The sequence below is a fragment of the Streptomyces cellostaticus genome, assembly GCF_001513965.1.
GTDB lineage: Bacteria > Actinomycetota > Actinomycetes > Streptomycetales > Streptomycetaceae > Streptomyces > Streptomyces cellostaticus.
In genome coordinates this window covers 72,165-85,679 of sequence record NZ_KQ948035.1, presented here as the reverse complement: position 1 = coordinate 85,679, position 13,515 = coordinate 72,165, and the positions used below count along the sequence as shown (strand labels likewise).

At 68.5% G+C, this 13,515-nt stretch carries 14 protein-coding genes and 1 pseudogene; 5 read left to right on the top strand and 10 right to left on the bottom strand.

The features are described from left to right. Nucleotides 1-41: 41 nt before the first annotated feature. The gene (locus AQI88_RS31060) at nucleotides 42-686 is read left to right on the top strand and encodes an HAD family hydrolase (RefSeq protein WP_208615944.1); all 645 of its coding nucleotides are present in this window, start codon (nucleotides 42-44) and stop codon (nucleotides 684-686) included. On the opposite strand, the pseudogene AQI88_RS31055 reads toward AQI88_RS31060, so the two are convergent. Both AQI88_RS31055 and AQI88_RS31050 read right to left on the bottom strand, forming a co-directional pair. Further along, nucleotides 683-1,665 (bottom strand): annotated as a pseudogene (locus AQI88_RS31055) (IS481 family transposase). The gene AQI88_RS31060 and the pseudogene AQI88_RS31055 sit on opposite strands and share 4 nt — an antisense overlap. Nucleotides 1,666-1,827: 162 nt before the next feature. Next, nucleotides 1,828-2,688, bottom strand: a complete 861-nt coding sequence (locus AQI88_RS31050) for an SDR family oxidoreductase (RefSeq protein WP_067005483.1) — start codon at nucleotides 2,686-2,688, stop codon at nucleotides 1,828-1,830. Between the two features lie 89 nt (nucleotides 2,689-2,777). Here AQI88_RS31050 and AQI88_RS31045 point away from each other — a divergent pair, with 89 nt between their 5' ends. After that, nucleotides 2,778-3,506 carry a TetR/AcrR family transcriptional regulator gene (locus AQI88_RS31045; protein ID WP_067005481.1) on the top strand — a complete coding sequence of 243 codons (729 nt, stop codon included), beginning with the start codon at nucleotides 2,778-2,780 and terminating at the stop codon, nucleotides 3,504-3,506. A gap of 320 nt (nucleotides 3,507-3,826) precedes the next feature. Beyond that, nucleotides 3,827-4,042 (top strand): hypothetical protein, encoded by a 216-nt coding sequence (locus AQI88_RS31040; RefSeq protein ID WP_067005480.1) that lies wholly within the window; start codon nucleotides 3,827-3,829, stop codon nucleotides 4,040-4,042. Nucleotides 4,043-4,082: 40 nt separating this feature from the next. Here the strand turns inward: AQI88_RS31040 and AQI88_RS31035 are convergent, their stop codons facing one another. The 4 genes from AQI88_RS31035 to AQI88_RS31020 form a co-directional block, all read right to left on the bottom strand. Beyond that, the gene (locus AQI88_RS31035; RefSeq protein WP_067005478.1) at nucleotides 4,083-5,516 is read right to left on the bottom strand and encodes a gluzincin family metallopeptidase; all 1,434 of its coding nucleotides are present in this window, start codon (nucleotides 5,514-5,516) and stop codon (nucleotides 4,083-4,085) included. 668 nt (nucleotides 5,517-6,184) lie between these two features. Next, on the bottom strand, nucleotides 6,185-6,409 hold the full coding sequence (gene infA, locus AQI88_RS31030; protein WP_067005476.1) for a translation initiation factor IF-1: 225 nt from the start codon (nucleotides 6,407-6,409) through the stop codon (nucleotides 6,185-6,187). A gap of 151 nt (nucleotides 6,410-6,560) precedes the next feature. Next, nucleotides 6,561-7,400 (bottom strand): GNAT family N-acetyltransferase, encoded by an 840-nt coding sequence (locus AQI88_RS31025; protein ID WP_067005474.1) that lies wholly within the window; start codon nucleotides 7,398-7,400, stop codon nucleotides 6,561-6,563. Between the two features lie 361 nt (nucleotides 7,401-7,761). Beyond that, nucleotides 7,762-8,217 carry a MarR family winged helix-turn-helix transcriptional regulator gene (locus AQI88_RS31020; RefSeq protein ID WP_067005472.1) on the bottom strand — a complete coding sequence of 152 codons (456 nt, stop codon included), beginning with the start codon at nucleotides 8,215-8,217 and terminating at the stop codon, nucleotides 7,762-7,764. A gap of 52 nt (nucleotides 8,218-8,269) precedes the next feature. Between AQI88_RS31020 and AQI88_RS49145 the strand changes: the two genes are divergently transcribed. After that, the gene (locus tag AQI88_RS49145; RefSeq protein ID WP_107118715.1) at nucleotides 8,270-8,758 is read left to right on the top strand and encodes a maleylpyruvate isomerase N-terminal domain-containing protein; all 489 of its coding nucleotides are present in this window, start codon (nucleotides 8,270-8,272) and stop codon (nucleotides 8,756-8,758) included. Between the two features lie 110 nt (nucleotides 8,759-8,868). Here AQI88_RS49145 and AQI88_RS31015 read toward each other — a convergent pair whose 3' ends face one another. From AQI88_RS31015 to AQI88_RS31005, 3 genes are all read right to left on the bottom strand, one after another. Continuing rightward, nucleotides 8,869-9,468, bottom strand: coding sequence for a 2'-5' RNA ligase family protein (locus tag AQI88_RS31015; RefSeq protein WP_067005469.1), 600 nt, complete (start codon nucleotides 9,466-9,468; stop codon nucleotides 8,869-8,871). Nucleotides 9,469-9,603: 135 nt separating this feature from the next. Beyond that, the gene (locus tag AQI88_RS31010) at nucleotides 9,604-10,404 is read right to left on the bottom strand and encodes a thioesterase family protein (RefSeq protein ID WP_244184406.1); all 801 of its coding nucleotides are present in this window, start codon (nucleotides 10,402-10,404) and stop codon (nucleotides 9,604-9,606) included. Nucleotides 10,405-10,825: 421 nt separating this feature from the next. Beyond that, nucleotides 10,826-11,278, bottom strand: coding sequence for a carcinine hydrolase/isopenicillin-N N-acyltransferase family protein (locus AQI88_RS31005; RefSeq protein ID WP_244184404.1), 453 nt, complete (start codon nucleotides 11,276-11,278; stop codon nucleotides 10,826-10,828). 242 nt (nucleotides 11,279-11,520) lie between these two features. On the opposite strand from AQI88_RS31005, the gene AQI88_RS31000 reads away from it, so the two are divergent. Then, the gene (locus AQI88_RS31000) at nucleotides 11,521-12,147 is read left to right on the top strand and encodes a thiol:disulfide interchange protein DsbA/DsbL (protein ID WP_079057918.1); all 627 of its coding nucleotides are present in this window, start codon (nucleotides 11,521-11,523) and stop codon (nucleotides 12,145-12,147) included. Between the two features lie 487 nt (nucleotides 12,148-12,634). Here AQI88_RS31000 and AQI88_RS30995 read toward each other — a convergent pair whose 3' ends face one another. Next, nucleotides 12,635-13,264, bottom strand: a complete 630-nt coding sequence (locus tag AQI88_RS30995; protein WP_067005466.1) for a hypothetical protein — start codon at nucleotides 13,262-13,264, stop codon at nucleotides 12,635-12,637. Between the last annotated feature and the right edge of the window lie 251 nt (nucleotides 13,265-13,515).

Genomic DNA, 13,515 nt, shown 5'->3' with positions numbered 1-13,515 from the left:
GGCCCCGAATCGAAAGCGTTCACCGTGGGGAGGCGCTTCGCATGCCGGTGATTTTCTTCGACATCGGGGCGACCCTGGCGGATGCCCACCTGGAACCCGACGGCTCTGTGACACTTCAGCCCCGACCGCGCGTCATGGCAGTCCTCGACGCCCTCCGCAAGGTACGCAAGGGCATCATCTCCTACCCGGGGCCCGGCGACAGTGCCGCCGCACGGGCAGCGGCCGCGCTGCACGAGGCGTTCCCCGACCGTTTTACGGACGAGGCACTTGTGCACTGGGGGGCTAAGAACAATCGCATGATCTTCGACCAGGCGGTCGCGAGCACGGGGGGAGTGCCGGCCGACGATTGTGTCTTCGTGGGCGAGGACGCCCAGGAGCGCGCATTCGCACGGGAGGTGCGGATGCGTACGGCGGCCCACCCGGTGTTCGCGGTCGCCGCGATGGAAAACCGTCCCGTGCTCCGGGCGCAGATCGAGCTGCCGGTCGGCCTGGGCCGACCCGAGTTGACCGGGGCCGTGAACGAGACCGAGGCCGTTGTCGTGCAGATCGCCTCCGAGCGGATCGCGCTCATCATGGTGACCACGCAGGGCGCCGAAACGCTCGAGCGCGGCGGGTTCACGGTGGACGTGCAGGGACCGGTGGATGACACGGCGGCCTTCCCGATCAGGGACGACCAGCCGATCTAGGTGTATTGACCCGCAGGGTTGTTAACGCGGCTGATGGGTGGTCCGCCGTCGAGTGCGGTGTGGCACCGGTGGTAGTTGTAGGTGTGGAGGAAGTCCGTCAGGGCTTGGGTGCGTTCGGCGTTGCTGGAGTACGGGCGCACGTACGCCCATTCGTCGAGCAGGGTGCGAGTAGGCGCTCCACCTTGCCGTTCGTCTGCGGCCGGTAGGGACGTGTGCGCTTATGTACGATGCCGGCGGCGCTGAGAGCCTGGCCGAACAGGCGGGATCTGTAGCAGGATCCGTTGTCGGTGAGGACGCGCTCGACGGTGATGCCGTGCTCGGCGAAGAAGGTATGCGCACGCTGCCAGAAGGAGGCCGCGGTCTCTTTGCGTTCGTCGGTCAGAACCTCGCTGTACACGAGCCGGGAGTAATCGTCGACGGCTGTGTGGACGAAGCTGTAGCCGATCACGGGACTGCCGCCCCTACGCGCGTCGGTTGTGGCCTGCCGATTGCCGGCGGCCTGCTGGCGGGGCATGATCCGATGTCCGCCGCCGTCGGGAATGTTGCCGAGCTTCTTGATATCGACGTGGACCAGTTCGCCGGGACGTGATCGTTCGTAGCGTCGGATGATCTGACCGGTGGGCCGGTCCATCCGGCGCAGCTGGTTCAGGCCGTGGCGGGTCAGAACACGGTGGACCGTCGAGCTTGGTATGCCAAGGATCGGGCCGATCCGTGCAGGGCCGGGCTTGCGGTCGCGCCGTAGCTCGCAGATGCGACTCTCGGCATCGGCAGGGGTTCGGTGCGGTGTAGCCAGGGGGCGACTGGAACGGTCATACAACCCCGGATCGCCTTCGGCTCACCAGCGCCGGACCCATTTGTGGGCTGTGGTGCGGGAGATACCCATTTCGTCGGCGACGTGGGCGATGGGCCTGCCAGAGCGGACCCGGTCGACGAGGAGCCGTCTGCCGTGGATGGTCAGCCGGGCATGGGGGTGGGGCACGGGGGTGGGGCACGGGAAACCTCTGGGATGGTGCGGAATCTGATGCGGAGCCTGGATTCGTGCCCGAGGCCGCCGATCTGGTGATCGACGTCCTCGGGCGACAGAGGATGAGCCTTTGTGGGCGGTGAGTCAGGCCGGGGCTGTCTGCGCGCCCCACTGGATCTATTCGGCCCAGGCATGCTCCAGCTGGGTGCGGAAGGTGGCGGGCTTTCGCCCGATCAGCTCGGCCAGCGTCGAGGCGACGGCGGTGAACTCGCCATTCCGCGCCGCTGCGAAGATGCTCAGCATCAGGTCGGCGATCGGGGCCGGGGCGCCGTGCGCCAGGACCTGCTCGCGGAAGGCGTCGTCGGGGACGACGGTGCGGGTGAAGGGTCGTCCGGTGACTCGGGTCGCGATCTCTGCGACGTTGCCGAAGTCAAGTGCCGCCGAGGCGGTGAGCGGCGGGGTGGGCCCCTCGAAGCGGCCCTCTTCGGTGAGGATCGCCGCGGTGGCCTCGGCGAGGTCGTCGTGGCCGGTCCAGGCGACGGGACCGTCGGCGGGGAGGCCGATGTCGCCGGTGTGGCGGGCGGACTCCAGAAACTGCAAGGCGCTGGAAGCGTAGAAGCCGTTGCGCAGCGCGGTCCAGGGCAGGCCGGTGGCACGCAGCAGGTCCTCGGTCTGGGCGTGGTCGCGGCACGCCTGGAAGCGGGAGTCGTGGGCGGCGCCCATCTGGCTGGTGTAGAGGATGCGGCCGACGCCGGCCTTCACGGCGGCGTCGATGGCGGTGCTGTGGCCGGTGACGCACTCCTCGCCCGTGCGGTCGAGGGAGACGAGGAGCAGTTGCTCGGCCCCCTCGAAGGCATGCACGAGCGAGGCAGGGTCGTCGAAGCTGCCCTGCCGGACGCGGACGCCGCGGTCGGCGAGGTCCTGGGCCTTGCGGGGGTCGCGGACGCTGACGCCGACGCGGTCGGCGGGGACGCGCTCCAGGAGGCATTCGACGGTGCGGCGGCCGAGCTTTCCGGTGGCTCCGGTCACGATGATCATTGGGTTCTCCCAGCGATGTTTCCAGTGGAATCGCTTCAACAGTAACACTGGAAATTCCGATGGAACCAAATCTTCGATATCATCGGTTCATGGTCAGACGCGACTCCACCGACAGCCCTCGTCGCCGCATCGTCGAGGCGGCCGTCGAGCTGCTGGAGAAGGGCGGCCCTGACGCGGTGAGCACCCGCGCCGTCGCCGCCGCCGCCGGAATGCAGCCGCCGGCGATCTACCGCCTGTTCGGCGACAAGGAGGGGCTGCTGGAGGCGGTCGCCGAGCACGGTTATGGGCAGTTCCTGGAGAGCAAGCGCGCGCTACTCGACCTCGCCCCTGAGGACCCGGTGGAGGAGCTGCGCCGCGGTTGGGACTTGGTCGTGGAGTTCGGGGTCTCGCGCCCCGAGCTGTTCGCGGTGATGAACAGGGCCACCGGTCGGGGCGTGGACATGGCACACCGTGCGGGCCTGGAGATCCTCTACGGCCGGGTACGCCGACTGGCGGCCGGGGGGTGGCTGCGGGTCGACGAGGAACTGGCCGCCCAGATCATCCAGGCCACCGGGCAAGGCGCGGTCACCACCTGGCACTCCACTCCCGCGGACCGCCGCAATCCAGAGCTGCTGGCCATCCTCCGCGAGTCCATGGTCGCCGCCATCACCCGCGTCGAACCGACGGTCCCCGCCACGGAGACCGGCCCTGCCGCGGCGGCCCGCGCACTGCGCGCAGCTCTCCCCGACGACACCGATGTCCTGAGCGACGCCGAGCAGCACCTGCTGCGCGAGTGGCTCACACGCCTGGCATCGGACGGCGGCGCTCCGCATACCTGATCGCGCGTCAGGAGCCCTCGCGCAGGTTAGACCTCCCGAGGAGATCGTTTGATGAAACGGCGTCCACGAGATGCAGTGGGCGGCCACACGGGCTCCGGCCGGCTTTCCCTCGCTCATAACGCGCCGCCAACCTTGACCGCGGCTCCACCACCCACTGTTAACAACGCTCGTGGTCAATACATCCAGGAAGCCGAATCGCTTGCGGATGCCCCTCACGAACCTCACGAATCCCCGCAGGCAGCCGGGCCGACACCGCACCCGACGGCCACGTGGTCCACTCCCGGCAGGCATCCGAACACCATCGGAATAGAGTGCACTATATGAGTGCAAATGGTGATGACGGTCAGAAGAACGTCGGTGCAGGCGGGCAGAGCGACGACGCCGAGCACCGAGCGGCCGAGAAGTTCATCAGCGATCTGCTGGCGCGGGGCGAGGCAGTGTTCGAGGGTGAGGAGCCGACGCCGAGCACGACGCACGTCATCAAGCGCGAGGACGACGGACGGCTCACCGTCCGCCGTCTGCGCTTTTCCCGCTGACTGCGCTGACTGCGCTGACTGCGCTGACTGCGCTGACTGCTCAGTCGAAGCCCCGCCGGACCAGGGCGAGACCCTCGCCGGTCGTGCTCCGCGTGATCTCGTGCGTCTTGAGCCGGAAGGGGCTGTCGTCGGCGAACGCCGCAGCGGTGCGGTGCTCCTCGGGTACGTGGACGCGGCCGCGGCGGAGGAGGTCCTCGAGGTACGACGTGGCGACCCGCTCGGGGTCGGCGGGCCGCACCGAGCCGCCGGCGGGGTCGGAGCCCGCGATGCCGAACCGTCGTTCCTCCGCGGGGGCGGAGAGGACGAGAGGCTGGGTGACGCCGTAGGTCGCCCCGTGGATCGTGACGGCCGTGAGCCCCTCGTCGTCACCACCGCCCGGCGTGGCCTCGGCGATTCCGGCTCCTCGGCGTGCCACCTCCGGCTCGGTGATGGACGCGGCGGCCTCCAGGGAGAGGATGCCGTGACGGATGAACGCCGAGCGCAGGGACTGACCGTACTTGCCGCCGTTCCGGCGCTGGTCCGCGGCGATCATGTGACCCGCGACCTGTGCGTAGTAGGCGGACACCACGGGCGCGGCCACGACGGCATCCACCAGCAACTGTGCCGCGGTCTCGGCCGCCAAGGACAGACCGGCCTGGTCCTGCAGGTCCTGCTGCCGGAAGATCCCGGCGACGACCTTCAGGAACGCGCCGCTGAACACGCGGGAGAACGAGTGCGGCTCGCTGGAGAGCATGTTCGCGGGTCCGTTCGGTGGCAGCTGCACCGGGTCGCGGTAGAAGAAGCTGTTCGACAGGTTGCGCAGGCAGTCCGGGTCGACCGCGCTCGGGTGGCCCTGGCGGATCGCCCAGCCCAGTTGCTCGGCCATCCTCGACACCCGCGAGGACAGTTCGAGGTCGCCCTGCGTCTCGGCCAGCACCGCGATCCGCAGCGATTCCAGCCGGAGTGAGGTCAGCAGCGCACTGATGTCACCGAACGCTTCGTGCAGGGCGGCCGCCTCTGCGCTCGCCGCGTTGAACAGCTGAGGGCGCAGGGCGTCGAGGATCGCGTGACCCGTCTCGTGCTCGACGACCTCGGAGCTCTCGCACGCGGCGACGGTCACGCCTGCCACCGTGCGGCGGAAGAACCACAGGCCTTTGCGGTCGTAGAAGGCGTTGAGGTCGTTTCCTGCGTTGAGGTGCGCGGTGAGGGTGCGGCCGGCCATCGGATGCCACTGCGTTCCGGTCGGAACCAGCGGACCCCAGGTCTGGCTGGCCCTGCTGAGCGCATCGGCCGTCACCCAGTAGCGGAAGGCCTCGGTGCCCGGCCCGGCACCGTCCGGCTGCGGTGCGGCTTCCGCGATGGCTGTCGGGAAGGGTTGTGTGTCGAGATGCGGAACGGGATGCGGTACGGGCATGTGGACCTGCGGAGGAAATCCGGGGTCGTCTTCGTACACCAGAACCGTCGGAATCGTAGCTTGCTGTTGCTGTACCGTCATGGCGCCTCCCTGAGAGGGGAGAGATTACGGATGGTGGAATTCACCACAGGGAAACTTTTGACCAAGGGTCCCTCGTGTTCAGTACGAGGTCCCAGTGGCCCGGTGTCAATCCGAACAGAAGCATGTGGGGCCGCCTCTGGCCGGCGGTGGTAATAGACGAACGGGCGGTCGCTCTTGGGCCGTGGCCGGTTCGCCTGTACCACCAGACCCGGCGACAGGATGGCGGCTGAACGAGTGATGGTGAAAGCGTCAGCCGGTGTTCCCACCGCACCAGGCGTGCGGCGATCGTCCGGGAGCAGTCACCGAGACGGCGTGTCAGTGCAGCGGGCAGGAAACACCAAAGTCCATGTCCGGCAGCGGCTGGGCCTGCCCACGCCGCACACCCCGAATCGCGCGCCCTGAGCTACGCGGGCAAGGGGACGTCGGCAGCACGTCGCCCGAGGGCGGCCAGGGGTGGGCAGGACGGCGTCCTCTGCTGTCCGGTCGCCGTCGTACAGTGCGGCAACCAGTCGCTCGTGCTGGTGAGGAAGTTGGCTAGCGCGGGGGGCCGGCGGCTTCTGATGGTCACGCGGCCGTGTCTCCAGAGCATGCTGGAGACACGGCCGTGCTGGGCCAGCTGTTCAGCGCCGGGGCTCGTCCCTACGAGTTGACCCGGCCAGTTCCTTGCGTTACGCCCTGTACCGGTAACGGATCCGGCCGCGGGTGAGGTCGTAGGGGCTGAGTTCCACGAGCACCCGGTCGTACGGGAGGATCTTGATGTAGTTCTTCCGGATCTTTCCGCTGATGTGGGCGAGCACCGTGTGCCCGTTCTGGAGTTCCACCTTGAAGGTGGCATTGCGCAGGCACTCGATGACGATGCCCTCGACTTCTACGCCCCCTGCTGCTTTCGTCATGGTCTCTCACTTCTCCGTTCTGTGACGGTGTAGTCGGTAGGAAACAAATGCGGTGCGCGGTCGGGCGCGGTGCCAACTGATGGCAGCCGCACCCAGCGACCAACGACAACGGGCCGGTGCCCGTCCCTCGGAGCGGCCGTCACCGGGCCCGCTACGTGCTCGGCTCGGTCGCTCGGTGCGGTGTGGCGGAGCGCCACCGGCGGACCAGCTCCAAGGTGCTGCCCACGCGCCGGGCGCCGATGCCCTCGAACAGGGCGGTGGCCGCCGCGTTGGACTCGTTCACCTCGGCCCATGCCGAAGCGGTCCCGGAGCGGTGCAGCGAACCCAGCGCGTGGGCCAGCATCGCCCGGGCGATGCCGCGGCGGTGCCACTCGGTTCGGACGGCGATCAGTCCGATCCGTGGCTGCCGGGTCAACGGTGCCACCCGGACCAGTCCCACGTACTGGTCGCAGTGCCGCGCCACCGCGTACTTCGACGGGTCGAGCAGCGTGCTCCCCGCCGGGCGGGGCAGCACCTCGGCCGGCATCGTCTGCCATCCGACGGCGGCCTCGACCTCGTCGCGGATCATGCTGTCCAGGGCGCGCAGCGGGCCCTCCTCCGCCTCACCGGCGGGCACGATCGTCAGGTCCGACGGGGGCCGCACCGAGCCAAGCCCGGTGCCCTGCGGGTCGGTGGGCACGAGATAGCCCCACTCGCGACGTGCGGTGGTGAAGCCGGCCCGCTCCCAGGCGGATCTCGAGTCGTGGTCGGCCTCGTCGACGACGGTGTACAGCGGTGTCGGCAGGTCCGCCAGCATCGCGTCGGCGATGCGGTCGAAGACCGCGCCGTGCCACGCGTCGATGCTGAGGAAGAGCCGCCCGTCGGGTCGGCGCGAAGCATCGCCGCGGCCGACCGCCCGGTCGCCCTCCACGGCCTGCCACTGCAGGTCCGAAACCCGCGTGACCACGGCCTCGTGGTTGCCCGTGCCCGAAGTGGAATGCACAAAGTTCATAGGTGTTGCCTCTCAGGAGTGCCTTGTCTGAGGCGCTCCCGGCGACACCTACGTCAATCGCCCACCGCGACGAAAAGGGGGAGCACCCACACGGATACAGCCTTCATGGGTCTCACCTCCTCGAGTTCTCTCACGGCTGTCCAGACGGTACCAGCGGGGACCGGTCGGCCCAACCCATTTAAAGCCAGCCGGAGATCAACGATCGCGTCGATCACCTGACGATGATCAGGCCACCGGCCGCACCGGTTGTTGCTCTTCGGCAGCAGTGGCTCCAGCACCACCCACTCGACGACGCCCGTGAGATTCCCCCAGCTGAGCATGACCAGAACAACGAGTCACTGGCCGAAGAGACACCGCCTGGCTAGTCCCCGGTGATCTCGGAGGGAGATAGCGTGGCGAGCGCCTGCAGCGCGTTCAGGAAGCCGCGCCGATCCTCCTCCGGCAGGCGAGCCAGCAGCTGCTCCTCACGCTGCTGGATCGCCGACTGGACCGCGTCGCGCATCCGACGCCCCGCCGGGGTGAGTGAGAGTACGCGCGCCCGCCGGTCCGCCGGATCAGACTGCCGCCGGATCAGCCCACGTTCCTCCAGGCCGTCGAGGACGCCGATGATCCGCGTCTTGTCCGCACCGATGTCCCGCGCCAACGCGGCCTGCGTCCGCACCGGTTCGTCGTCGAGCCTGAGCAGTACCGAGTACGCCCACATGGCCAGCCCGTGCTCGCGCAGCACCGGCAACTCGGCGGCCACCAGCGCGCGGCCCAGCGGGACGATCATCGCCGCCAGGTCAGGGCGCCCTTCGGGTGTGGTGTTCCCAGCCATGGAAAAGAAGATACTCGTTGACCCATGATACGCATGCGCTTATCGTAAGCGCATGCGTATGGACTTAGTGACCATCAAGGCCTTCAACGAACGTGCGGTACGCGAGAGCATCGCCGTGGTCCGCCGGGTGAGCCTGGAGGACCTCACTCGCCCGACCCCCTGCTCGGCCTGGAATCTGGGCGAGCTGCTCGCGCACATGACGGCCCAGCACCGGGGTTTCGCGGCGGCGGCGAGGGCTGACGGCGATGACCTGACGCACTGGAAGGCCGAGGCGCCGGGGCCGGAAGCCGTCGCGCGATTCCTTGCCGCCGCAGAAGCAGTCATGACCGCATTCGCCGAAGTCGGCGCAGAGGGCTCTCCCCGCAGCGGTCGAGACACTGGATGGCTGAACCTGGCTCTGTGCATCCGCTGGGCGATCGTCGAGGCCTACCGGCTCCCGGACGCCTGCCGGTGTGCCCCCCGGTTCCTACGAGGCGGTCCTCACGGCGCCCCATCGCCTCGTCACGTGGGAGGAACGGCCGCATGGTCATGCGGGGCATGACGACACCGTGTTCCTACCGGGTCCGAGGTACCGCCCTGGGCGACTCGCTCCTCGCCCTCAGAGTCTGGGCTCGAAGGGTCCGGCTGCACCATGTGTGTCCTGGGCCACCGTCAGAGCTCCGGCAGTCGGCGGACCTCACCCGTGCCCAGCGTGATCACGGCCCGGGGCCGCATGGGTTCCTCGCCGCGCCGGGAGAGCAGGACCATGTCCTCTATCAAGGCCGACAGTGCGCCGAGCCGGGCAGCGCATTCAGCGGCCAGACGCTGCGGGTCCTGTGTGCGACCGAGGGACAGATGAGGGGTGAAGCGGCCGTCGCGCCCGCGGCAGAGCGGGAACCGCAGCCCCAGCGACCTGTGGAGGCGGGCCCACGGCGCCAGGCCCGCCGCGGCCGGGTCGAGCCATATCGTCGCGTAATGCCGGTGCCGGAAGTACCGCACGCCGGCCAGACGCGCGGTGAAAGCCGCGCTTTCCGCCGCGGCAGCACAAAGCAGAGGTACAGCCAGCGCGAACTGCTCCTCCGGTACGAAGCCGAACAACAGATTCACGTGCGGCGGCCACCGCCGTACCTGCGGATCGTGCTCCCAGCGGATGTCCTGGATCGCCGGCCAGAGCTCCTGCGGCGGCAGCCACGCCACGGCTGTCCTGGCCGTCTGCGCCACCTCGAGCGCGTCCACCGGCTCGGCCCCACCGAGAATCTGGTTCACGTCCACACTGCCATCATCCCGACCTCGCCGATGCACACGAATCGGCGAGCAACCAGGATCACCGAGCCGAAAGTGCCCGGGCGTGGGGCTGGGGGTGCAGGCCTTGGGCAGGCTTCGGGTGCGCAGGCCGTGGCTGCTGCTTCAGCCGCGGGCGGCCACGTACAGGGTCTGGGTACTGCGGCCGAGCAGGCCCTTCTCGTCCAGCAGGGCGGACTCGGCGAGGCCGATGCCCGCGCCGTCCACCATCGTCCGGGCGTCCAGGCAGACCCACTCGCCCTCGGGGTGGCGCTGCAAGCTGACCGTGAGGTCGGTGTTGATGAAGACGTAACGGTGGAAATCCAGCTCGGCGCTGACACCGTTACCCGAGTCGGCAGCCGTCAGCACCCGGCTCAGCGGCATGATCTCCTCGCCCGCGACCAGGGGGACCCTCATACGCATCCACGCCGTGGCCGAGCCGGACTCAAGGAAGGAACCGGCAGCGAAGCGCACTTCCATGGCGGTGTGATAGCCGTGGTCCCACGAGACCGGGAAGAAGGCCTTCGGGGATGCGGCCCCAGGCCCAGGCACCTGCCGGCCCTGCGACACCTCGGGTACCGAGCCAGGCACCGCCTTCATCAGCAACACCGTCGCCCGCATCACTTCCTCGCCGCCGTCGGGCGTCAGACCGACCTCCACGAGCTCGACGCTGCGCCCGGCACGCAGCACACGCGTGGCCACAGTCAGGGGGCGCATCGGCACCGGGCGCATGATCTCGTACGTGAGCCGGGCAACCCGCATGTCCGGCCGTCCGCCCGGCCGCTGCTCGACAGCCAGCCCGAGCAGCGCGGCCGGCGGACCGGCGTGCTGGGAGTCGGCGTCCCAGGGTCCCCGGGTGTAGGCGGTGGGCAGGAACCGGTCGCTGGCCTCCCGCTCGTAGAAGGCCTCGGCTTCCGACAACGACATAACTGCCCCTCCATGACACCCGGACTACCCCTACCACACAACTAAGCGCTTGCTCATTCCGCAGGGAAACAGCCCCAGTCGCCCGCCGGCGGGACAGGTCCGCCCCGGCCGGCTCGGCAGTGGACGAAAGATCAGGCCGGTGTTCATTGCGTACCCGACCGTCCGCCGAGATCGTTCGAATGCTGAATTGCAGTCGGCCGAGCCCCTCACCAATCCGCGGAGGCCGCCCGGTCATCGCGCCGATGACGGTCTTCAACCGCGAGTACACCACCGAGATGACCAACTCGTCGTGGCGTTCCCCGGTCTCGCTGCCGACGATCGCGGGCATCCGGACACCAGCAGCAACTCGCCCTGATGACCCGTCACTTGGCACCATCCGACAGCCTCCGGCCGCCTGCCGGCTCAAGATCGCGGCGAACGCTCAGCCGACTTGGCCGATGGTCACGTTGCGGGACTCCGGAGCGAAGTCGTCGAAGGACTGTCCCCAGGACTCGCCAGGCCAGTAGTAAGTCACCCGGCCCTCGGAGGGCTGGTAATGGGCGGTGTAGACCGTTCCCCACCCCTCGTCGTGCCCGGATTGATACAGCGGCGACTTCAGCATCGCCGCCACGTCCGTGCCCGCTGCACGAATGGCGCTCAGTCGCTCCTGGGTCCGGGAGAACTGCTCCTGCTCGTCAGGCACCGGCATGTGCTGGTGGTCGGCAGCGCAGGCGTCCGGCGCCTTGGCCAGAGGGATGTCCGGCCCCACGAACACCGTCACTGCCTGCTCGGAATCGACAAGGGTGACGTTCTGCGGGATGGCGATCGGTATGGACTGCAGCTTGCCGATGGCCTCGTCAGCGGTGTCACACGTCTCCAGCAGGTAGCGCAGCACGATGAGGATGGCGCCAGCCCGGCATCGTTCATCCCGTCCAGCAAACCCCGGGCCGCATCCTGCATTCCGATCACCGGGTCGGCGGACCTGCGTGGATTCGACCGGTCCGAAGACCATCGCCAGGGCGGCAGTGCGGAACCGCCTCCTCGCGGGTGACCTTGGTCCGCAGGTGGACGGTCCGATCGGGGGACGTTGCGTGTGTCACCAGGGTGCGCCCGGACGCATCGCGCAAGGTGGCGGCCATGAAGAAGTTGTTGCGCTTGATCGCGGTGTCCACCGTTCTCACCTGCCTGCTCGGCGCCGCATCCGGCGAACCGAAGGAGGGTGCGCAGTACATCCGGCTCGCAAAACCGGTCACCGGCGTAGACGCCCGGCAAGTGGTGGAAGTGTTCTGGTACGACTGCCCGCACTCATATCAGCTCGAAAAGCCGCTGGACGACTGGGCCGCACGGCAGAAGCCCCCGGTGAAGGTACTGCGGATCCCGGCAGTCTGGACGGACCAGCCCGAAATGGTCGCCTACGCCCGCCTGTATTACACGCTGGACCGGCTCGGTCTCGCGCAGCAAGAGGCGATTCCGGTCTTCCACGCCGTGCGCGACCGGCACCAGAACCTCACCACTGAGAAGAACACCCTGAAGTGGGCAGCCAAGCAGGGTCTCGACATGGAGGCGGTACGCACCGCCTATGAGTCCAAGGAAGTTACCGACGCCGTCCAGGCGGCACCTGCGCTCCGGGAGCGCTACCAGGTGGTCGAAGAGCCCACTGTCGTTGTGGGCGGGCGTCTTCGCACCTCCCCGTTCCAGGCCGGCAGTAGCGCCGAAACCATCCGGGTACTGGACCACCTCTACCGCACCGCAGCGGCCCATTGAGCTCCGGGCGATCATGTGCCGAGCCAGATGACGAAGGTTGCTGCGGCGGCGCCCCCGGCTGGGCCTCCGGTCCGGGGGCAGGCTGAACAAGGGCGACCACGGCCACCACGACCAGGACACGACGATCAGCACTTGAAGAATGAACATCTGGCCGGGGACGCTGCCGCGTGCCTGCGCGGTCCCGGACCGCCGGCCCGCATGGCGCCTGCCTGCTGCCCAGCGGGGGCGACCATGCGCATGCGGCGTGGATTCCAGCCCGTGCCGGTCTGTTTACCGGGCCCTGTACGCACCGGATGCCGGATGCACAGCACACGGCCGTGCGCCCATGGGGACCACCGGACAACCCGGCCGAGAAGTCCCCTGCTCCTGTGGCTCTCCGGACATCTCCTGCGACCAGCCGGTCGTCAGGGGCGGAGAGGGGCCGGGTGCGGCGGGTCATGAGATCCGCCGCACCCGGCGAGGATGCCGACGTTATGCCGGTTCCTGCCTACCGTGCGCCTTCCGAGGGCTGGAACACGCCGTCGTCGCCGGCCTGGTCGTCGAAGGGGCTGTCTGTGCTGCCGTCATACGAGGGGAGACCGTTGACTGAGCTCGGGAGGTTGGAACCGACCCCGGCGCCTGCACCGAGAGCGATTTCCTGGGTTTCACTGATTCTTCCCCCCTGCTGGAGTCCGCTCAGGTCATCGGTGAAATTCCTGTTGGCATCGTTCATGCTGTCCGCGTTCCACAGATCGTTCTGCTGGAGGGTGCGGAAGGCGACGTCGTGCCGCTCGCAGGCGATGCGTGCGTCACCGCCTCCGAACTGGCCGGTGGGGTCGGAGCAGCCGTCGGTGTCCCAACGGATGCCGTTGCCGTCGACGATGGGATCGTTCGAACCTGTGGGGTTGTTCGTCTGCTCCTCCTGCGCGAATTCGTCGAGGGGTTCGTGCATGATGCGGTTGAACGCCTCGGTGTTGAGGGAGTCGGCGGGAAATTCGACGCTGCTGGATGAAGGGTCGTCGTCCGCGTGAGCGGTGGACGCGAGCCCGACGAGGCCGGTGATGCCCAGAGCGGCGACGGCGGCGCTGGCAGCAACCCGCCGAGCTGACCTTACGGCGACCTCACGGTGCTTTCTCATGAGTCTGTCTCCCCTGGTGGATCGTCGACCGGCAAGGCCGCCGACCGACTCGCCGAAGTGGCGTAGAAGCATGAGAAATCGCAGGTCAGCAGCGCTACAAGAGGTTCGGTCCGGTCCTGCGGCCGAACCTGTGCGGCTGCTTTCCCAAGCCTGCGGAGGCTGGCCCGGACAGCTGCGGAGCGGCCCGCGGAACTCCCGTGTGGCGCGTGGGCCGGCATTCCGCACAGCACTTCCGCACTTTGCGTCCACTT